This window comes from Desulfomonile tiedjei DSM 6799 (assembly GCF_000266945.1).
Classification (GTDB): domain Bacteria; phylum Desulfobacterota; class Desulfomonilia; order Desulfomonilales; family Desulfomonilaceae; genus Desulfomonile; species Desulfomonile tiedjei.
Genome location: NC_018025.1, coordinates 3659986 through 3680328, shown reverse-complemented (window position 1 = coordinate 3680328; position 20343 = coordinate 3659986). Strand labels below are relative to the sequence as shown.

General features: G+C 50.4%; 16 protein-coding genes. 13 read left to right on the top strand and 3 right to left on the bottom strand.

The genetic code is table 11. The annotated features are described in order from the left end of the window. Window positions 1-13 precede the first annotated feature (13 nt). Entirely contained in the window at window positions 14-1183 is a 1170-nt protein-coding gene (locus DESTI_RS15580; RefSeq protein WP_014810928.1) for an HD domain-containing phosphohydrolase, read from the top strand. 186 nt (window positions 1184-1369) lie between these two features. Continuing rightward, window positions 1370-2050 carry a 2-C-methyl-D-erythritol 4-phosphate cytidylyltransferase gene (gene ispD, locus DESTI_RS15575; RefSeq protein ID WP_014810927.1) on the top strand — a complete coding sequence of 227 codons (681 nt, stop codon included), beginning with the start codon at window positions 1370-1372 and terminating at the stop codon, window positions 2048-2050. 206 nt (window positions 2051-2256) lie between these two features. Here ispD and purF read toward each other — a convergent pair whose 3' ends face one another. The 3 genes from purF to DESTI_RS15560 form a co-directional block, all read right to left on the bottom strand. After that, window positions 2257-3681, bottom strand: coding sequence for an amidophosphoribosyltransferase (gene purF, locus DESTI_RS15570; protein WP_014810926.1), 1425 nt, complete (start codon window positions 3679-3681; stop codon window positions 2257-2259). Window positions 3682-3846: 165 nt separating this feature from the next. Further along, window positions 3847-4653 carry a hypothetical protein gene (locus DESTI_RS15565; RefSeq protein ID WP_014810925.1) on the bottom strand — a complete coding sequence of 269 codons (807 nt, stop codon included), beginning with the start codon at window positions 4651-4653 and terminating at the stop codon, window positions 3847-3849. 426 nt (window positions 4654-5079) lie between these two features. After that, window positions 5080-6201: a DUF362 domain-containing protein gene (locus DESTI_RS15560; RefSeq protein WP_014810924.1), complete on the bottom strand. Its 1122-nt coding sequence runs from the start codon at window positions 6199-6201 to the stop codon at window positions 5080-5082. A 175-nt stretch (window positions 6202-6376) separates the two neighbouring features. On the opposite strand from DESTI_RS15560, the gene pilB reads away from it, so the two are divergent. The 11 genes from pilB (at window position 6377) to DESTI_RS15505 (ending at window position 20341) form a co-directional block, all read left to right on the top strand. Further along, window positions 6377-8071 (top strand): type IV-A pilus assembly ATPase PilB, encoded by a 1695-nt coding sequence (pilB, locus tag DESTI_RS15555; protein WP_014810923.1) that lies wholly within the window; start codon window positions 6377-6379, stop codon window positions 8069-8071. Between the two features lie 108 nt (window positions 8072-8179). After that, window positions 8180-9280: a type IV pilus twitching motility protein PilT gene (locus DESTI_RS15550; RefSeq protein ID WP_014810922.1), complete on the top strand. Its 1101-nt coding sequence runs from the start codon at window positions 8180-8182 to the stop codon at window positions 9278-9280. A 41-nt stretch (window positions 9281-9321) separates the two neighbouring features. Then, window positions 9322-10542: a type II secretion system F family protein gene (locus DESTI_RS15545; RefSeq protein ID WP_014810921.1), complete on the top strand. Its 1221-nt coding sequence runs from the start codon at window positions 9322-9324 to the stop codon at window positions 10540-10542. 222 nt (window positions 10543-10764) lie between these two features. Continuing rightward, window positions 10765-12276, top strand: a complete 1512-nt coding sequence (gene lysS / locus DESTI_RS15540; RefSeq protein WP_014810920.1) for a lysine--tRNA ligase — start codon at window positions 10765-10767, stop codon at window positions 12274-12276. Next, window positions 12273-13547, top strand: a complete 1275-nt coding sequence (locus DESTI_RS15535; protein ID WP_014810919.1) for a lipoprotein-releasing ABC transporter permease subunit — start codon at window positions 12273-12275, stop codon at window positions 13545-13547. Before lysS ends, DESTI_RS15535 begins: the two co-directional genes overlap by 4 nt. Continuing rightward, the gene (locus DESTI_RS15530; RefSeq protein ID WP_014810918.1) at window positions 13540-14226 is read left to right on the top strand and encodes an ABC transporter ATP-binding protein; all 687 of its coding nucleotides are present in this window, start codon (window positions 13540-13542) and stop codon (window positions 14224-14226) included. Before DESTI_RS15535 ends, DESTI_RS15530 begins: the two co-directional genes overlap by 8 nt. Beyond that, window positions 14223-16895, top strand: a complete 2673-nt coding sequence (gene bamA, locus DESTI_RS15525) for an outer membrane protein assembly factor BamA (protein ID WP_014810917.1) — start codon at window positions 14223-14225, stop codon at window positions 16893-16895. Before DESTI_RS15530 ends, bamA begins: the two co-directional genes overlap by 4 nt. 175 nt (window positions 16896-17070) lie before the next feature. Further along, the gene (locus DESTI_RS15520; protein WP_014810916.1) at window positions 17071-17643 is read left to right on the top strand and encodes an OmpH/Skp family outer membrane protein; all 573 of its coding nucleotides are present in this window, start codon (window positions 17071-17073) and stop codon (window positions 17641-17643) included. 12 nt (window positions 17644-17655) lie between these two features. Continuing rightward, a complete protein-coding gene (gene lpxD / locus DESTI_RS15515; RefSeq protein WP_014810915.1) occupies window positions 17656-18705 on the top strand; it encodes a UDP-3-O-(3-hydroxymyristoyl)glucosamine N-acyltransferase in 1050 nt (349 codons plus the stop codon). Beyond that, window positions 18705-19508, top strand: a complete 804-nt coding sequence (gene lpxA, locus DESTI_RS15510) for an acyl-ACP--UDP-N-acetylglucosamine O-acyltransferase (protein WP_014810914.1) — start codon at window positions 18705-18707, stop codon at window positions 19506-19508. The genes lpxD and lpxA overlap by 1 nt, the downstream gene beginning before the upstream one ends. After that, a complete protein-coding gene (locus tag DESTI_RS15505; RefSeq protein ID WP_014810913.1) occupies window positions 19508-20341 on the top strand; it encodes an LpxI family protein in 834 nt (277 codons plus the stop codon). Before lpxA ends, DESTI_RS15505 begins: the two co-directional genes overlap by 1 nt. Window positions 20342-20343: the final 2 nt, after the last annotated feature.

Genomic DNA, 20343 nt, shown 5'->3' with positions numbered 1-20343 from the left:
CGGGGACACGACCATGAATCATACGGGGGCAGGAGTTCAAAAAACTGAAGTGAGCGGCACCCACCAACTAATTGAAAACAAATGGTGCTCTTTACGTCAGATGGAAATAGCGACTGAGCCTTCGAACGAAAAAGAGACAAACGGAGAGAAAAAAGAGATAAAGGTTCTCCTCGTTGATGACGAACCCTTCATATGCGATCTCCTATCCCGATGGCTTACTTCCGAAGGATATTTATGCACAACTTCATTGAGCGGAGAATCCGCTCTGGAATTACTTGCTAAAGAGACATACCACCTGGTGCTCAGCGACATAAGAATGCCGGGCATGTCAGGATTAGATCTACTGAAAATTGTGACAAAATCATTCCCCGATGCTGCTGTAATCGTGGTCACAGCAGTAGATGAACAGAAGACGGCAATTAAGACACTGAAGTCCGGAGCGTACGGCTACATCGTAAAACCCTTTGACAAAAGCGAAATTCTGGTAAACATCGCCAATGCTCTGGAACGACGCCGTGTGACCCTTCTCATGAGGGAATATGAATGCAATTTGGAATGGAGTGTACAGGAACGCACAGCGCAGGTTCGCGCGCGGGAAGAGCAAATCATACTTCGGCTTCTTTCTGCTTCGGAGTATCGCGATGATGAAACGGGCGCTCATATCCGGCGCATAGGCATGTATTCTTCGGTAATAGCGCAAGCATTGGGATGGGATTCCCAGACCGTTGACGATATCCGACTGGCAGCTCCAATGCACGACGTAGGCAAAATCGGCATTCCCGACAGGATACTTCAGAAACCGGGGCAACTGACACCGGAAGAATTCGAGATTATGAAGAAGCATACTGAAATCGGCGGCTGCATTCTTGACAATTCCGATATTCCCGTGCTTCGGATGGCTCAAGAAATCGCCCTGTCACACCATGAAAAATGGGATGGAACGGGATATCCTCGTGGCCTTGCAGGTGAGGCTATTCCTCAATCCGGCAGAATTGTAGCAGTCGTAGATGTGTACGATGCCCTTATTCATAAACGAGTGTACAAACCTGCTCTCCCCGAAGAGGAGGTGCTTTCCATACTGTCTGATGGCAGAGGCAAACACTTTGATCCGATAATTTTAGATCATTTTATGAATTTGCTTCCGGAAATGCGTCGGATCCGAACGCAAATAAGGGAAGAATAGTTAAATATTTCGCGCTCTTTCGGACCGCACAGATTAGCATCGACATCCTGCCTGGTAGGCGCACCAGCGTACTGGTATTCTGTTGGTGGGGGAAGTGTCATTTCTCGATGCTTTTTTCTTGATTATCCGGAGTTTTATGAAAGACTCTCATCTTTCAATGCGACTCGGCATGAGGTGACGTAGCTGATGATTCGTGCTGCCGTCATAACGGCTGGAGGAGTAGGGCGCAGGATGGGGTCTGCCGTCCCGAAGCAATATCTCCATCTCGGCGGGATGCCGATGCTTTCACGCACATTGAGGGTGTTTGACGAACATCCGACGATCGATGTGATAGTTCTTACTGTTCCTCCAGGAGACGAAGCATCATGCAGAAAAGAGATCATAAAGCCCTTCGGATTCAAGAAGATCAGAGATGTAGTCTCGGGAGGGGCCACAAGACAGGAATCAGTGTGGAACGGTCTGCAAGCCGTTCGAGATTCGGATCTTGTCGCCATTCATGATGGAGTTCGGCCGCTTGTTTCCCATGACATAATTACTGCGACATTTAACGCTGCTGAGGAAATCGGCGCATCAGTGGCCTGCCGCCAAATTAAAGAAACGGTGAAACGTAAAACCGGCGACTCGACAATCGAGACAATTCCGAGAGCGGACTTGTGGCTGGCTCACACGCCTCAAACGTTCCGAACAGCAATTATTCTGGAAGCACACAAAAAAGCGCGGGAATCCGCATTTGAAGGCACAGATGATGCTGTCCTCGTCGAGCGGCTCGGTTTTCCCGTGAAAATCGTGCAAGATTCGGAAGATAACATCAAAATTACCACTCCACGAGACATGATCCTTGCAGAACTCCTTCTGCAACAACCATGAAGCCTCATACGTTCCAAGAAGTAATTGGGGCAAACCCTTCTCGTAGGAAGTGTTTCTTTAAACCCCATCCCTTGAACTTCTAGTGTTCGCCTAAGTCTCCGGTTTTTCAACGAAAAAACGGAGACTTAGGCGAAGTGTTAAAAGTTTTTGGAAGGGTTTGGGGAACCTTTTTGCAAAAAGGTTCCCCAACTCTTACTCCTGGAATGCTACGGCCAGTGCAGGCATTCGCTGGTTCTGCATTCGAGGCACGTTTTGGTGTACTCGTCGACGACCTTAACCGGATATTTTCCGGTGAAACAGGCTGAACAGAAGTCCTTCGCGGGCAAAGGCATGGCCCTGAACATTCCTTCAAGGCTGAGATACGCGAGCGAGTCTGCCCCGATAAAATCGCAAATCTGCTCTACGGTTTTCGAGCAGGCGATCAACTCGCCCTTACTTGAGAAATCGACTCCGTAGAAGCACGGGAACTTAATCGGCGGACAACTGATTCGCATGTGGATTTCCCGGGCGCCAGCTTCGCGTAAAGCCCGCGTCCTCAACTTGCTCGTGGTCCCTCTCACAATCGAGTCATCGATAACTACGATTTTCCGATCCTGGAGTATTTCCCTGACGGGATTCAACTTGAGCCGGACCCCGAGATTGCGTATTGCGGAAGAAGGCTGGATGAAAGTTCTGCCCACGTAGTGATTCCTGATGACGCCATACTCAAAAGGTACTCCACTTCCCTGAGAAAATCCCAGAGCAGCGTAATTCCCTGAAGCAGGCATCGGAACCACCACGTCCGCTCCTTCCACCGGAGCCTCGAGCGCGAGTTGAAGTCCCAACTGCTTTCGGACCTGGTAGACGCCGTGCTCGAAAATCATGGAATCCGGCCTGGAGAAGTAAATATACTCGAATATGCACATGGCCGAATGGGATCGTCGCGGCCCTTGAATCGATCGTATTCCGTTGTGATCGGCAATCACCAGTTCGCCCGGTTCAACATCACGAATGTACTCCGCGTCAATAATATCCAGCGCACAGGTCTCGGATGCAAAAATGATTGCATCGCCCTTGCGTCCGATACAGAGCGGGCGGAAACCGAATGGATCCCGTGCCGCGAGGATGGCGTCCGGTGTCAGCATCACCAGCGACCACGCACCTTTGAGCTCATCGAACGCTTTGATGAGTCGCTCCTCCAGAGAGCCCTTCTTATGGAGAACAAGGTGCGCTATGAGTTCGGAATCGGTGGATGTCTGAAAGATTGCTCCGCGAGCTTCCAGTTTTCGTCGCAATTCTGAAATGTTGACGATATTGCCGTTATGCCCGAGGGCGAAGGCTCGGTCGATTTGCTCTACGAGAAAAGGTTGTGCATTCTTGAGCATGGAACTGCCGGTTGTGGAATACCGAACGTGCCCAATGCCAAGATGTCCTTTCATATTAGCTGGTAAGCCATTCTTGAACACATCAGGGGCCAATCCCATTCCTTTGTGCGCCACCACAGAGGTGCCGTCGCTCACTACAATTCCGGCTGATTCCTGGCCGCGATGCTGAAGTGCGTAGAGTCCCAAATATATGAGGTCGGCCGGGTTTTCGGCTCCGTAGACTCCGAAAATACCGCAAGCCTCGCGTTTGGACGATAAGTCATCCATTGTATTGTCTCCAGGAGATGAGGGGAGAAATCTTACTAAAGCTATATCACACAGGCTGACTCGTCAAGAGTGACCGGAGGAGGGGCAGGATGATTGACTGGTACCATTCCGGCATAAAAATGACTGCAGGGAAGATATACGCTGCCCTGCAGTCGCCTTCCGCACTCATCTTGGTGATGGGGCCCTATCGACAGCCGATCCCCATCCTTGACGAGGATCTTGTCCCTGAGGGATCTGTACCGGTCGAGGCATGGCGATATTGCCCTGTTGAACTGTACTTGTCTGGTCGGTTTGTTGCTGAATCTGCCGCTCACGGGCAGGTTTCGGTGCCTGCCGTCGGGGCCGCGGTCGTACCTGCGGGGCTTCGTCAACCTCACCCGTGGGAGGATAGTACTGTATGGTGGTTCCGTCGGGAGTTGTCGTGGTAATTCTTACGGCTCCGGACGGCAAGTCATCGGCCGTAATAGGACCAGGTGCAGCAGGATTCCTATCCGGTGCATATTGACCGGGTCGCAAGGGCTGCCCACGTCGCTGAGCAGGTTGCGCAGGCGGTGCGTACTGCTGCTGCTGCGGTGCTGCATATTGCTGCTGATAGGGTTGTTGCGGATATTGTTGATACTGAGGCTGCCCCCCGTATTGTTGTTCAGTGACGGTTTCCTGAGGCATTCCGTACTGCTCTTGCGGAGCCTGCATGGCAGGTTGTTGCGTGTGCCAATCAGAGTACACGCCCTGCTGGTTGTAGTAGGGCTGATACCCCTGCGGCTGTCCGGGCATTGCCTGCCCCGGCTGCTGATAAGGCTGCTGAGGCATCTGGGGTGCTCCATACTGAGCCTGGGGATTGAACTGACTCCCGGAGTTCCCGCCCCAGATTCCCAGTCCTCCGGGACCAAGAACCGAATCCAATAAGCCTTGCCCGAAAGCGACCCCCTGAAATGCAATTATCAGTATCAAGAGCGTTCCCACACGTATCATTTTCGTCCTCCACGATTCTTGGGAGAGAGTACGGTTGCTATAAAAGAGAAATCGAAAAATTACAGTTTTTCAAACGAGATTTTATATGAATCAGAGTATTCTGTCAAGGCAGCACTTTAGTAGTTATTCATAAGGTATCGGGTATCTTAAGATTGCCTTGCAGACGGTTTATATTTCCCATGATAAATAGCTGTTCTCACTGAAAAGAGGTCGACAGAACTTACCTGGAACGTTTGTAATGCGTCGGTCTGTAGCAGATGTCATCATTTCTGTCCGATAATGAAAAGCGTTTCCCGAAAATCGGTGGGTGCCGTGCCTCCGTGCCGGCACATTTTTCATAACAAATGGACCAGTTCAGCTCGGCAGAGATGCAAGGTGCATTGCGCATGGCAGCGCATCCTCGAGACAGTTGCAGTTTCACATCATCTAACCCACTGTCTTCATCTCGTAATCCCTGGTTCCGAGCCCCATCTGTTCGGCGTATTCGAGCTGGTGTGACCATTCTATGTCCGGAAAGAGCGATTTGAATTTATCTTCTCCAGGTTGAAATGCTCCCTGAAGATTCGAAATGGGATTGCCGGGCGCTGCATTAATCAGATCGACAGCGGCCTGATCGATTGCCACAGGATCTCGAGAAGCAAGAATGCCCAGCCCTGGCACAATCGGTCTGTCGGAAAACGGGGTACAATCGCACAATGGAGACACGTCTGTGATGAAGGTCACAAATACCGATTTGTCACGTTTTTCCTTGAGCACCGCTGCTGCGTACTCCACCATTTTTTCCATGAACACGGGTATAGATTCATTCCACTGAACCTGGATCGCTCCCTGGGCGCACGTCAGGATACATTCGGCGCAACCCACGCAACTCTCCGGATTGATGAACGCTTTTTTCTGTGGACCCTCTCTCCGTATGCTGATAGCCCCACCTCGGCACCAGTCAACACATTCTTCGCACCCGATGCATTTCTTCGGGGCCACTTTGGGGGAAATGTTGGAATGTTGAGAGAGCTTGCCCTCTCGGGAGGCACATCCCATACCGATATTCTTTATGGCACCACCGAATGACGACAGCTCATGACCCTTGAAATGTGTCAGAACCACAAGTCCGTCAGCGTGACAAATATCAGCAGCAATATGGTACTCCTGAAAATGATGTCCGTCTGCACGGACAACGACCTGATTATTACCCCTGAGGCCATCTGCAATAATTGCCGGCGCACCGGTGACTTCCCGGTTGAAACCGTTTTCGAATGCAGTCACCAAATGGGAGTACGCTTCCGTACGCGATCCTACGTACAATGTGTTTGTATCGGTAAGAAAGGGTTTCGTACCAAGCTCTTTCAGTCTATCAATCACTTTTCGTACATATTGAGGCCGAATGTGCGCAGTATTACCGGATTCGCCAAAATGAAGCTTAACTGCTATGAGTTCCTTAGTCTGAAAAATGTGTGAAGGATCGAGCATCTCGAATAGCTCGGTCACTTTTGCCGGAACACTCTTTTTCCAGCTAGCGGTCAAATCCGTAAAATAAACTGTTGAAGGCAATTTTTCGTTCTCCAAATCATGGTGTGTGGGACGAAATTATCTCGCGGGCTATGCGAAATCACAAGAAGATTTTTTCTTTGGAAAAAAGATCTTGAACGCGGTAATATGCACCATCGGCTGAAAGATGTTTCTCTCAAATTCGGCAACAGTTAAGGAAACGTAAAGAAATCTCGCCATGAAAGATCGTATTGGAGAAATGCTGCTGCGCGCAGGTATTATAGATGAGGAAAAGCTCGAGCGAGCCACAGATTACCAGCGCAATCAGGGCGGAAAAATTTACTCGGCACTTATTAAGCTCGACCTGGTCGATGAAGACGACGTTGTAGAATTTCTCTCTCGCCAACTTGGTCTTCCTACCGTTTCTCTTGATGAAATTGATGTAGATACCGATGCGGTTAAACTAATTGCTGCGGAAAAAGCCCAAAAGTATATGGCGATTCCGTACAGCCAAGTTAACTCGACATTATATGTGGCGATGGCGGATCCAACGGACTTGAATGCCATCGATGACATCAAGTTCATGACGAACATGTCTATCGAAGTCAGTATCGCCACAGAGTCTCAGATCAAGAAATCGCTGGATGCGTTTTACGATGCGGGACTGCAGACCGAGAATGTGCTGGAAGGGTTCGACGACGAAGATCTGGAAGCGGTTGGGGAAATCGCCGAATTAGATGCAAACGATGCCGCCAAAATGGCCGAAGAGGCACCGGTTGTCAAATTGGTCAACTATATCCTTCGAGAGGCAATTAACAAGCGGGCAAGCGATATACACGTCGAACCATATGAAAAAGTTCTCAGAGTGCGATTGCGTATTGACGGATCTCTGTACGAGATCGTCAAGCCTCCTATGAAGCTCAAGAATCCCATGGTCAGCCGCATCAAGATCATGGCCCGCCTGGACATTGCCGAAAGGCGATTGCCCCAGGACGGCCGAATCAAGCTGAAACTGGGCAAAGGCCGGGATATGGATTTCCGCGTGTCCGTGCTTCCCACGCTTTTCGGGGAAAAAGTGGTCATGCGGCTCCTGGATAAATCCAATCTGCAATTGGATATGACCAAACTCGGATTTGAAGAAAAGCCTCTGAGGAATTTCAAGGAAGCTATCCATAAACCTTTTGGTATGGTGCTGGTCACGGGACCTACAGGTTCCGGAAAAACAACCACATTGTACAGCGCACTGTCCGAACTGAACTCTCCGGATGTAAACGTCTCGACTGCGGAAGATCCGGTCGAGTTCAACCTGCACGGGATCAACCAGGTCCAGATGCATGAAGAGATAGGGCTCACCTTTGCTTCATCCCTGAGATCCTTCCTCAGGCAGGACCCGGACATTATCATGGTCGGAGAGATCCGGGACTTCGAAACCGCTGAAATTGCCGTTAAAGCCGCTCTAACAGGCCACCTTGTGCTCTCGACTCTACACACGAACGATGCGCCGCAGACCATCAACCGACTGCTCAACATGGGTGTCGAACCTTTCTTGGTGGCGAGCTCAGTCAATGCCATCGTTGCCCAGAGGCTTGCAAGAAGAATATGCAGCCAGTGCAAAATGGAAATAGATCCTCCGGCAGAGGCGCTGCGAGACCTCGGTGTGAAAATGGAAGACATAGGCACTTTTCCCATTTACCAGGGGACCGGTTGCGCAATGTGCGCCAATACCGGGTTTAAGGGGAGAGTCGCTCTGTACGAGGTTATGCCCATTACCGACGAACTTAAGGAACTCATCCTGGCCGGAGCTTCCGCGTTGGAACTCAAGAGAGAGGCAATCCGACTGGGGATGGATACCCTGCGCATGGCGGGGGTGAACAAGCTGAAGGAAGGTGTCACCACCATAAATGAGGTGGCCCGGGTGACAATGCCTGACTGATAGTGCAGTGCCGAGCGTGTTTCAGGTGCCCGGGAGCAGACGAATCTTCGCACTGTCCGCTACATCTTGGACAGTTGGCTGACGAATAATTTCCGAAAGGAATGAATTTTGGCAAGTCTCCATGATTTTTTGAAGGAAATGGTTGAGCGAGGCGCTTCAGACCTCCACGTGACACCAGGTGTCCCGCCTATGATCCGAGTTCGTGGTGAACTCGTTCCTCTCGAATATCCGCCGCTGAAACCTCAGGAAACCAGGCAGCTTTGCTACAGTATTCTCACGGATGTCCAAAAACATCGATTCGAAGAGAACCAGGAGCTTGACCTCTCCTTTGGAGTTCGAGGTCTGAGCCGGTTCAGAGCGAACATATTTATGCAGCGTGGGGCGCTGGCAGGAGCATTCAGGCTTATTCCCTACCAGATTCGTTCTTTTCAGGAACTGGGATTACCGCCTATTGTGAACGATCTGTGCGCGAAACCACGGGGACTCGTTCTGGTGACCGGGCCGACGGGCTCCGGTAAATCGACCACTCTGGCTGCCATGATCGATAAGATAAACAGTGACCGTCGCGAGCACATCGTCACCATTGAAGATCCCATCGAATTTACCCATCAACACAAGTCTTGCATCGTGAATCAGCGGGAGGTTCACCAGGATACCAAGAGCTTTCATGCGGCGCTTCGGTCGATTCTCCGCCAGGATCCTGACGTCGTGCTCATCGGAGAAATGAGAGACCTGGAGACTATCGAGGCTGCGTTGACCGTTTCCGAAACGGGCCACCTGACATTCGGAACTCTCCATACGAACTCGTGTGTGCAGACGATAAACCGAATTATCGACGTCTTTCCCGCGCATCAGCAGCCGCAGGTTCGGGCACAACTCAGCTTCGTTCTTGAAGGGGTAATGTGTCAAACTCTGATACCGACACTCGACGGTCGGGGCCGCACGCTTTCCCTGGAAATCATGGTTCCGAATGCTGCTATCCGGAATCTCATTCGTGAAGATAAAGTCCACCAGATTTATTCTCAGATTCAAGTCGGTCAGGCGAAATCTGGAATGCAGACTATGAATCAGTCGCTTCTGATGCTTTATCAAAGGAGAATAATCTCGTTTGACGATGCAATGGCCAGGTCTCCCGATACAGACGAACTCAAACAGATGATGTCCGGCCTGCCAAAGGCTGCACCCAAGAAGATCATCAGACCCGGGTGAGATGGACGCGTTTTCAGTAAGAGTGCTCAGGAGGAAAATTCATGCCTGAATATATATGGAAGGCCAAAACACAGGCCGGAAATTATACCGATGGTGAAATGAATGAGGTGAATGAGTCGGTAGTAATCACGAAGCTTCAGAAGATGAACTACACCGACATCAAGGTAAAGAAAAAGCCTAAAGATCTACTGGAAAATATCGAATTCTTCCAGCCTAAAGTCTCTACTAAAGACGTCGTCATTTTTACACGGCAGTTCGCGACTATGATCGACGCTGGACTCCCTCTGGTGCAGTGTCTCGAGATTCTTGCGAGTCAGCAGGAGAACAAGACATTCAAGAAGATTCTCACTGCTGTGAAAACCAGCGTCGAAGGAGGAAGCACGTTTGCCGAAGGTTTGAAGGCACACCCGAAAGTCTTTGACCAGCTATTCGTGAACCTCGTGCATGCCGGTGAAACAGGCGGTATTCTGGACACGATTCTCAGAAGACTTTCCGTGTTCCTGGAGAAGGCCGAAGCACTCAAACGCAAAGTCAAGAGTGCAATGATTTACCCGGCCATCGTTCTTATCATCGCTGTGAGTGTTGTGGGTGTTCTTCTGGTATTCGTCGTCCCCGTTTTCAAGGAAATGTTCGAGGGTGCAGGGGAAAAGCTTCCCGGACCGACACTGTTGGTTTTGCATATGAGTGAATTTGTGCAAAGATACATTGTTCACATTCTTGTGCTCATAGGAATAGCCGTTTTTGCGGTGAGGAAATTCTACAATACCAAGCAAGGCAGATACCTGATTGACAGGTTCGCCCTGAAGACACCAGTGATAGGTATTCTTCTGCGAAAAGTCGCTGTTGCCCGGTTCTGCGCGACTCTCGGGACAATGATTTCCAGTGGTGTTCCCATTCTGGACGCTCTCGAGATCACCGCGAAAACTGCAGGTAATGTGATCATCGAAAATGCCATCATGAATACTCGAACTGCCATCTCGGAAGGCCGAACCATAGCGGAGCCTCTCATGGAAACCGGGGTGTTTCCGGGCATGGTGGTGAGGATGATTGCCGTTGGCGAGGCTACCGGTGCCCTCGATGCCATGCTCGCAAAGATATCGGAATTCTACGATGAGGAAGTGGACGTCGCTGTGGAAGGTCTCACCCAGATGATGGAACCGCTCATGATTGTTTTTCTCGGCGGAGTGTGCGGTGGCATGGTTATTGCCATGTATCTGCCGGTGTTTTCCATGGCCGGAGTTATTTCCGGTACGAAGGACTAGCAGTATTCTGTTCATGAAAATGAGAGGTCGAGAGACCTCTCATTTTCTTTACCCGCTTGCCTGTGGCTCGGGTTCATACTGATATCCCCTCTTTTCCTCTGCTGGCACCAACGATTTTCACTAGGAGATTCAGGTCTCTGAAGGGCATTCGACTTGACTTTTTCAGAGGGAAAAGATAAAACCCCGGTCTGATTTTAAGAAATTCTCCGGAGAGTTCAGGGCTTGCAGGAACATTCTACAGATACAAAAAAAACTCAGGTGTCCTCATTAACCGAGGTCAGGATACAAAAAGTCCAGGAGCTTCAGGATCTGGGAATACCTGCGTATTCCGTGGGCTTTGTTCCCAATATCAATTCCTCGGTATTCAAATCGAATTTTGCTCACGTGGAAGAACTGGAAGAGTCCGCCGATCCCGTCAAAATGGTCGGTCGCATCATGGCGATCCGTCTTTTGGGAAAAGCCGCCTTCTTGAGACTCAGAGACGCTGCGGGCGATTTCCAGGCATATGCGTCGCGAGATCATGTCGGAACCGACAAGTATAAGATGCTGAAGAAGCTTGATGTCGGTGACATCATCGGAACCGTCGGTCGACCTTTCAGAACACGAACCGGTGAACTGAGTATCTTTACCGATGATTTCGCAATACTTTCCAAATCATTGAGACCGCTTCCCGAGAAGTGGCACGGACTTTCGGATGTGGAGATCCGGTATCGACAACGGTATTTGGATCTCATCGTGAATACTGCTGCTCGAGATGTCGTCAGAACCCGGTCGAGGATTATTTCGTACATACGGCGTTTTCTGGTAGAACGGGAGTTCCTGGAAGTTGAAACACCTATGATGCAGGCGATTCCCGGCGGCGCCACGGCAAAACCGTTTGAGACATTTCATCACGCCCTGGGCCGAAAACTGTATTTGCGTATTGCGCCTGAGTTGTATCTAAAACGGCTGCTGGTCGGCGGATTCGATCGAGTATTTGAAATAAACCGCAATTTCCGGAATGAAGGGATTTCCACGCAGCACAATCCTGAGTTCACGATGCTGGAGTTCTATCAGGCTTATGCCACGTACGAAGATCTGATGGCACTCACGGAAGAATTGCTGTCGTCGCTCGCACGTGAAATAATCGGCGGGCACGAATTCTCTTACGGTGAAAGAACCGTCAACCTTGCGCCTCCCTGGGAGCGCATCACCGTGAAGGAAGCCCTGCTGAAGTACGGTGGATTCTCTGTGGAGGACATCGAGGATAGAAACGCGCTGTTCATCAAGGCGGTCGAACTCGGTCTGGAAGTCAACAAAGATGAAGGAATCGGAAAACTCTGGATGGCTCTGTTCGATGAGCTCGTGGAAGACAAGCTCTGGGGACCGATTTTCGTTCACAAATATCCTGTGGAGGTCTCTCCGCTCGCACGGCGGAATGACGAAGACCCCACGGTAACGGACCGATTTGAGCTCTATATTTGCGGTCGAGAGTTAGCTAATGCTTTCACTGAGTTGACCGATCCTCTCGATCAGCGAGGCCGTTTTGAAGAACAGGTGCGCGCACGAGCAGCCGGAGACGAGGAAGCGCATTTTCTGGACGAAGATTTTTTGAGAGCCCTGGAATACGGGATGCCGCCTGCTGCCGGTGAAGGCATAGGTATCGATCGTCTGGTGATGCTGCTCACGGATTCTCAGTCGATTCGGGATGTAATCTTGTTTCCGCACATGAGACCCGAAAAAGGGATCGGATGAGTCTAGCTTTCGAGATCAGCGTAGGCTTCCGTTATATCAAGGCAAAAAGGAAGCAAGCCTTTATTTCGGTCATCAGCGCGTTCAGCATTTTGGGTGTCATGCTGGGCGTGATGACGCTGATAATCGTTCTTGGGGTGATGAACGGCTTTGAACGCGATCTCAAGGACAAAATTCTCGGGACTGTGTCACATTTGGTGGTCATGAGCCATTCCAGCAGAATGCTGACCGAATGGGGGAAGCTCATGGACCGCATTGGCGTTTTCCGCGGCGTGGAAGCGACGACTCCGTACATCTACGGTCAGGCGATGCTTTCCACACGTGGAAAGGTTAGGGGAGTGGTCATAAGAGGCATCGATCCCCGAACTGCCGGAAGCGTCATCTCTCTGGATAACTATCTCAAGGAACCTTCGGTTATCGAACTGAATAAGACACCTGACGGGACTGCGAGCGTCCTTGACTTGGACAAGCCGTCGGATGGCACCGCAGGCATCATTATCGGCAAGGAATTGGCAACGCTCAATTCCTTACGTTTAGGCGACATTGTGCAGTTAATCTCTCCCCAGGGAAAAAGAACACCTATCGGAGCTATCCCAAGGGTGCAGAATTTCAGGATTATGGGCATATTTCAGTCCGGCATGTACGAATTTGATTCGAACCTTGTTTACATGCAGTTGTCTGAAGCCCAAAAATTCTTTGAACTCGGAGAAGGCGTTTCGGGTATCGAAGTGAAACTCCGAGACATTTACGCAGCGCCAAAATTAGCGGGACGTATTGAGGCATCGCTTGGGCATCCTTTTTGGACGAGAACCTGGCGAGACATGTACAGAAACCTGTTCAGCGCACTGAAACTTGAAAAGATAGCCATGTTCGTCATTCTCACGTTCATTGTTCTGGTCGCCGCTTTTAATATTGTCATCTCCCTTATCATGCTCGTGATGGAGAAGAGCCGGGATATAGCAATTCTCAAGGCGCTGGGAGCGACGTCCGACAGTATCATGCGAATTTTCGTGATACAGGGCATGGTGGTGGGATTCGTGGGGACGCTGTTGGGAGCAATCGGTGGAATAGCAGGTAGTGCCTTGATAGCCAGATATCCGATAATCGAACTTCCCACGGAAATCTATACGATCGATCGGCTGCCTGTAGCTACGGATATAACCGATGTCGTCATCATTTGCGTCGTGGCCTTAACCATTTGTTTCATAGCGACTTTGTACCCGTCCTTCAGAGCTGCACGCCTCGAACCGGTGGAGGCGCTCCGCTATGAGTAAACCGTGGCTGTATGAAGCAAGAGACATCTGGAAAAGCTATTCCAACGGCACCAAGGATGTCGAAGTGCTCAAGGGCGTCGACTTCTACGTGAAACCGGGGGAAACTATTGCTGTTACCGGACCTTCGGGTGTGGGCAAGAGCACTCTTTTACATATTCTCGGCTTGCTGGACAGACCTGTAAGCGGAACCTTAATGCTTGATGGGATCAATCTGCTCTCTCTTCGGGAGACGGAGCGCGCAAGGTTGCGAAACAGGCGATTTGGCTTTATCTTTCAGTTTTTTCAGCTCCTTCCGGAGTTTACGGCTGTGGAGAACGTGATCATGCCGGGACTCATAGCCGGAGAACGTCGTCGAACCCTCCTGCCGCGAGCGACTGAGTTGCTTGAAGAACTCGGTCTTCGTGAACGAATCTACCATCGGCCTGGTGAGTTGTCCGGTGGAGAGCAGCAAAGGGTTGCAATTGCACGTTCTCTCATTATGAAACCCGATGTGCTCTTTGCCGATGAGCCGACAGGGAATCTCGATCCCGAGACTGGAGCGGAAATCGAAGATTTGATGAAGAAACTGAATACCGTTCACAACACAACCCTGATTGTGGTCACTCACAAAGAATCTCTTTCCAGGGCCATGGATAAAAGGGTCACCCTCATGGGCGGGAAACTCAAGGAGCTTCAATGAAGATCCTGCAGGCCATGGTTGCGGCTCTTGTTTTGTGTTTTCCTATTGCCGCGTGGAGCCAGCAAGCGAAATTACACAAGATCCTGATCTTTCCCTTCAAGCTTGCCGGACCTGAGGTTTCGGACAACTACAGCGCCGAATTGGCTGCGGCACTTGGATCGGAACTGGCCCGGGAAGGTGATGTCGAGGTAATTTCCGGACAGACTTTTATCTCGGCAGTCCAGGAAAAGAAAGTAGATCCGGCCCGTATAACGAGAATCATGTCTCGAATCGATGCCAACATTGCCATTTGGGGGACTGTCACAAAATTAGAGAGCGGCTACTCACTCGAATTGAACGTGTTGAATCCTCCGAAAGGACTGAAGCCGAGATTATTTACAGCCACTGCCAAAGATATGCAGGAACTCATTTCCGGCATGAAAGAAGTCTCCGGTGAAATCGGTAATGTAGTTTTGAACCGCCCCAAAATAGGGGAGATCAAAATCGAGGGAAATAACCGTATACAAAGAGATGCTATTCTCAGCAAGATAGAGATGAAACCCGGTACAACCTTCAGAAGATCCGCTCTCGGTGATGAAATCCGAGAACTCTATTCCATGGGCTACTTCGATGACGTGAGAATTCAGGCTGATGAGACTCCTAAAGGTGAAGTCGATCTTACCATAGTCCTGAAAGAGCGGCCTTCCATCAAGAACATCGAAATCGAGGGCACCTCTGTTCTGTCGAAAGACGAGATTCTGGATCAGATTAAGACTAAATCCTTAACAGTGGCCAGTACTGAGAAGATTCATGAAGACATTAATAAAATTAAGAAGATGTATGAAAAGAAAGGTTATTACCAGCCCAAAATAGATTATGAAATCAAAGAGCTTTCTCGAAACGAGGCCCAACTGATATTCAAAATTAATGAAGGCGAAAAGAGTTATCTCACAGATATAAAGTTCGAGGGCAATAAAAAGATTTCCGACGATGAGCTCAAAAAAGCGTTGAGCCTCAAGGAGAAGAGCTGGTTCTGGTTTGTCGATGATTCCGGGACTTTTACCAGAGAAAAGCTCGAAGAAAATCGACTCCGGGTCATGCAGTACTACATGGAGAAGGGATTCGTAAACGTCCAGGTAGGGGCTCCGGAAGTAGACATCCGGGATGGTAAAGTCACCCTGACGATTCCGGTTCGGGAAGGCAATCGCTATCAAGTACGAGAAGTGAACATTGACGGAGATATCCTCGAAGGGCAAACCAAAGAAGAATTGCTGCAAAAGCTGGGCGTTAAACCGAAGACATGGTTCCAACGATCGCTCGTTGCCGAAGACATCAAGAATCTTACAAGGATTTATAACAACGCCGGATATGCATACGCAGATGTCGAACCAAGGCAAAAAATAAATGATGAGCACGAGTTCCTGGACATCACGTACAAAATAACCAAAGGTAACCCCGTCCGTATCGGACGAGTCGACATTCACGGAAATGAGCGTACCCGGGACAAGGTGATCCGAAGACAACTCGACATGAGTGAAGGCGAGTTGTACAACGCGGATAAATTTGAAGCTACCAAGAATCGCCTCGAAGGGTCGGAGTTTTTCGAAGCAGTAAAGCTGAAGACCACTCCCGGATCGAAGCCCGATGAAATGAACGTGGATGTTGAAGTAATTGAGAAGAAGACCGGGTCGCTCACTGCGGGTCTCGGTTATTCGTCTCAGGACGGTGCCATGGGGAATGTGAATCTTCAGGAAAAGAACCTCCTGGGATTAGGTATAGTGGCAAATGCGAAAACCAATATTTCCGGTCGACGGACCACGTACGAAGGCTCGATAACATATCCCTGGATGTTCGATACTCAGATGACAGGATCCTTAAGGGGATATAAGAACATGAATAAGGAAACCAATTTCTTCAGAGAAAGCGACGGGTTCTCTGCGCATCTCGGGTTTCCTATCTATGGATCCTGGGGAATGACTACGGGAATCGCGAGGGATTCGAATAAGCTCAGCGGATTCGAACCGGTGTTTGCACGATCTGTTGTGGACTATTACAAACGATATGGTGTAACAGCCCAGAAATACATGAACATTTCAGAGAATTCCGTGTCGCTCGGTTTTGCGCGGGACACACGAAATAACTCAGTTATCCCAACGGGCGGTAGCAGGGTTAACTTTGGCAGCCGTTTTTCAGGGTTTGGCGGCGACGTTTCGTTCGCGAATTATTACGGTGAAGCAACGTACTATCACGCTTTATACTGGAAGTCTATTTTCAAAGTACGGGCGAGTGGGTCCATGTTATCCGAACTTGGAGCTGAACCCATTCCCTTCGATCGTCGTATTGTTCTTGGGGGCATTAACAGCATACGCGGGTACAGGTACGGGGATATCGGTCCCAAGGATGTATATAAAAATGTGATTGGCGGTGACAGAGCTCTGTACTGTAATCTCGAAATTTTCTTTCCGGTCATTGAACAGTTGAAGCTCAACGGAGTAGTCTTTGCAGATGCCGGAAACGCTTGGAATGTTTCGGAAAGTCCTTTTTTCACCACTTTGAAAGCAGGCGCGGGTTTAGGCATACGGTGGGTCTCGCCTATGGGGCCTGTACGACTGGAATACGGCTGGAAACTTGCACCGGAAAAAGGTGAAGACCCGGGCGCTTTCGCTTTTTCAATGGGCGCCCTCTTTTAGACTCTGTTTGCAGCATTGTTTGACTACGTTGGTCCAGGCTCATGCACTGGGCTTTGATTTTTCATAATAAATCATTTGAATCAGGAAAAGGTTCAATCTAAACTCCGGGCTGCCGCTTCTCGCTCTCCTTGCAGAGTCCTGCAGCCCGGGATCGATCAAAAAAGGAGTGATTTCGATGAAGAAATTGTACATTGCGACAATCTGTGCTGTCCTGGCCACCGCAATAGTGACGTCCGGCGTCTGTTGGGCCGAGGAAAGGTTCGCGTTCGTCAATCTTCAGCTTATCTCCAGGAAATCAGTGAAGGCCCAACAATTACAGAAAAAAGTGCAGCAATTGGCGGAGACCAAAAAGGCTGCACTGGAGAAGAAAAGAGCCGAAATGATGAGCCTTCAGGAACAGATCCAAAAGCAAAGCGCAATGCTGAAAAACGATGCCCGGGAAAAAATGATGAAAGATTTGGGCATAAAGGAAGTGGAATACAAGCTGGCGGAGCAGGAAGCGCAGAATTCTCTTCAGAACGAGCAGCGAGAAGTTGAAGAGGTCTTCATCCGTGACATCAGCAAAGTTGTCGCCAAGCTCCGTACCGATAAAAAGCTTACAGCGATCTTCAATTCCATGATGATGCTTTCTTTCGACGACTCTCTGGACCTGACGGACGAAGTCATTAAGCTGTATGACGCAGCACCGGATACAACGGCGAGGCCTGCTCCTCCGGCACCACCCAAACCTAAAGCCGGACCCAAATAAAGAGACATTTCGATGATGTCCTTTACTCTCGAAGAGCTGGCTCGGATGATTGGCGGAGAACCGTCCGTTCGACCCGGGCCGGCAATTACCGGTATCAGACCTTTGGAATATGCGAGACCATCCGATATCACGTATGTCGTAAGCCAGCAGTTCCTTGACAAGCTCCCTGCGAGTTCAGCGGGAGCGGTTATTCTTCCGTCAGGGCTTGACCCGGGTGATCTTCCGCACATACGATCGCGCAATCCGGAAGCCGATTACGCGCGTCTTACCGCAGTGTACTACCCGTACGCTGATGAAACTCCGGCTGTATCCCCGAGAGCTGACGTTCACCCGGACGCTTCTCTAGGTAAAGGCGTTCACGTGGGGCCATTTGCTGTAATAGGCAAGGCCGCGACTATTGGGGACCGCTGTGTTATCGGTGCCCACACGGTCATAGGTGAAGGCGTAAGCATCGGCGAGGGCACGAGGATTTTTCCCAATGTGAGTGTGTACCGGGGAGTTACCATCGGGAAGCGGGTCATAATCCATTCGGGCGCGGTAATAGGATCGGACGGATTCGGCTTCTGCAGGGACGTTGACGAACGCGGTCTCCCGGTCAACGTTAAGAAATATCACAGCGGTACAGTGGAAATCGGCGATGACGTGGAAATCGGAGCGTTGGTGGCCATAGACAGAGCATTGAGCGGCGTTACTCGCATCGGCAGAGACGTCAAGCTCGATAATCTGGTTCAGGTCGCTCATAACGTGGAAATCGGCGACTCCACCGTTATTGCCTCCCAGGTGGGAATAGCGGGCAGTTCTTCAGTCGGAAAATACGGACTTATCGGCGGACAGGCAGGAATCAGAGATCACGTTTCCGTAGGAGACGGCGTAATTCTCGCTACCCGTGTGGGAATTTATCGGAATGTCCCCGCAGGTTCGATTATGGCCGGTTCTGTGCCCGCCATGCCGAGACACGTCTTTCTGAGAGCTCAGACCCTATTCAAGAAGCTGCCGGAAATGATGGACCGCATCAGAAAACTTGAGAAATACATTTCGTTCAATCGCAAGGATATCCAATAATGATTCATTCCATGGCTGTCGTGCATCCAGGGGCGGTTATAGGAGACGGCGTTTCAATAGGTCCATACACCGTCGTGGGACCTAATGTGGTGATAGGTGAGGGCTGCGAAATCGGGCCTCATGTGGTGGTAGAGGGGCACACTACTATAGGACCCCATACTCGCATTTCACAGTTTGCTTCCATCGGCGGCCCGCCTCAGGACTTCTCGTATAGAGGAGAAGAAACCAAGGTCAAAATCGGGGCTCGCGTCATTATCCGTGAATACGTGACGATCCACAGAGGAACAGTTCGGGGCAAGGGAGAAACCATAGTCGGCGACGAGAGCTATTTGATGGCCTATTGTCACGTCGCTCATGATTGCATACTGGGAAACGGCGTGGTGATGGCGAACTCTGCACATCTCGGAGGACACATCGAGTTGGGTGAACGAGCGATTCTCGGAGGATTGGTCGCAGTTCACCAGTTCGTACGAGTGGGTGAATTTGCCCTGGTGGGTGGGGTATCAGGTGTCGCCAAAGATGTTCCCCCGTACACACTGGCTTCAGGGGCTCGAATTTACGTGTACGGCCTGAATGAAGTCGGGCTCAGGCGAAACGGTTTTTCCCCGGAAACGATTCGTCACCTGAAGAGAGCTTTCAAACTGGCGTTCAGATCGTCATTGCGAGTTGAACAGGCGGTGGAGAAGATCCGCGCTGAAATGGGCCATTCTCCGCAAGCGTTAAGGTTCGCGGAGTTCCTGGCCACATCCAGACGCGGGACTGCACGAGTATCTTTGAGCCGTCATGCATTCAGGCCTGTTTAATGTCTTCGAGTATCGGCCTTATTGCAGGAATGGGCGTCTTGCCGCTCCATGTGGCGGATGAGGCCTCCACACGCGGACTCAAGGTGATTGCGATTGCTTTTCCCGGCTTGACCGATCCTTCCCTTGAGCGCATTGTCGGAGAGACATTCTGGTTAAAACTCGGGCAATTGGAAAAGGCCATTTCGATTTTTAAGTCCCATGGCGTGGAAAAAATCGTCATGGCAGGGAAGATCGAGAAATCGAACCTTCTCAAGATTTGGAATTTGCGGCCCGACGGCAGAGCGCTCAGGATGATCAGATCCCTCAAGGATTGGCGCGACGACACAATTCTTGCTGCAATTGCAGAAGAATTCCGCAAAGACGGAATACTCATCGATGAGATTACCCCTTGGGCAGGAAAGCTCATGGCATCCTCCGGAGTGCTCACCAAGAGGGCTCCCAATGACATCCAATGGAAGGACATTGCCTTCGGGCGAACCATGGCCCGCGGCATAGGCGCACTGGATATCGGCCAGACCGTAGTGGTCAAGAATGCCGCTGTGATCGCCGTCGAAGCAATCGAAGGTACCGACAAAGCGATACGCAGGGCAGGGGAACTCGGGGTATCCAATACGGTTGTCGTGAAAATGGCAAAGCCTCAGCAGGACATGCGATTCGACGTTCCCGGGATAGGACCGTCCACTATAGACAGCATGATAGCTGCTCGTGCTCGGGTTCTTGCAATTGAGACCGGGAAAACGATGATAACGGATTTCAGCGAAACGGTCCGTAAAGCAGATGGAGCTAAGATTTCCATAGTAGGAATTCCCGTGGACGGGCCGGTGACGGAGTAATT

What these genes read in the sequence shown, in the direction of transcription:
- DESTI_RS15505 (WP_014810913.1), top strand. Translation starts at nt 19,508, where the DNA reads ATGTCTTCGAGTATCGGCCTTATTGCAGGAATGGGCGTCTTGCCGCTC.
- DESTI_RS15535 (WP_014810919.1), top strand. Translation starts at nt 12,273, where the DNA reads ATGAGTCTAGCTTTCGAGATCAGCGTAGGCTTCCGTTATATCAAGGCA.
- DESTI_RS15580 (WP_014810928.1), top strand. Translation starts at nt 14, where the DNA reads ATGAATCATACGGGGGCAGGAGTTCAAAAAACTGAAGTGAGCGGCACC.
- DESTI_RS15545 (WP_014810921.1), top strand. Translation starts at nt 9,322, where the DNA reads ATGCCTGAATATATATGGAAGGCCAAAACACAGGCCGGAAATTATACC.
- DESTI_RS15520 (WP_014810916.1), top strand. Translation starts at nt 17,071, where the DNA reads ATGAAGAAATTGTACATTGCGACAATCTGTGCTGTCCTGGCCACCGCA.
- DESTI_RS15530 (WP_014810918.1), top strand. Translation starts at nt 13,540, where the DNA reads ATGAGTAAACCGTGGCTGTATGAAGCAAGAGACATCTGGAAAAGCTAT.
- purF (WP_014810926.1), bottom strand. Translation starts at nt 3,681, where the DNA reads ATGGATGACTTATCGTCCAAACGCGAGGCTTGCGGTATTTTCGGAGTC.
- bamA (WP_014810917.1), top strand. Translation starts at nt 14,223, where the DNA reads ATGAAGATCCTGCAGGCCATGGTTGCGGCTCTTGTTTTGTGTTTTCCT.
- pilB (WP_014810923.1), top strand. Translation starts at nt 6,377, where the DNA reads ATGAAAGATCGTATTGGAGAAATGCTGCTGCGCGCAGGTATTATAGAT.
- lpxA (WP_014810914.1), top strand. Translation starts at nt 18,705, where the DNA reads ATGATTCATTCCATGGCTGTCGTGCATCCAGGGGCGGTTATAGGAGAC.
- ispD (WP_014810927.1), top strand. Translation starts at nt 1,370, where the DNA reads ATGATTCGTGCTGCCGTCATAACGGCTGGAGGAGTAGGGCGCAGGATG.
- DESTI_RS15565 (WP_014810925.1), bottom strand. Translation starts at nt 4,653, where the DNA reads ATGATACGTGTGGGAACGCTCTTGATACTGATAATTGCATTTCAGGGG.
- lpxD (WP_014810915.1), top strand. Translation starts at nt 17,656, where the DNA reads ATGATGTCCTTTACTCTCGAAGAGCTGGCTCGGATGATTGGCGGAGAA.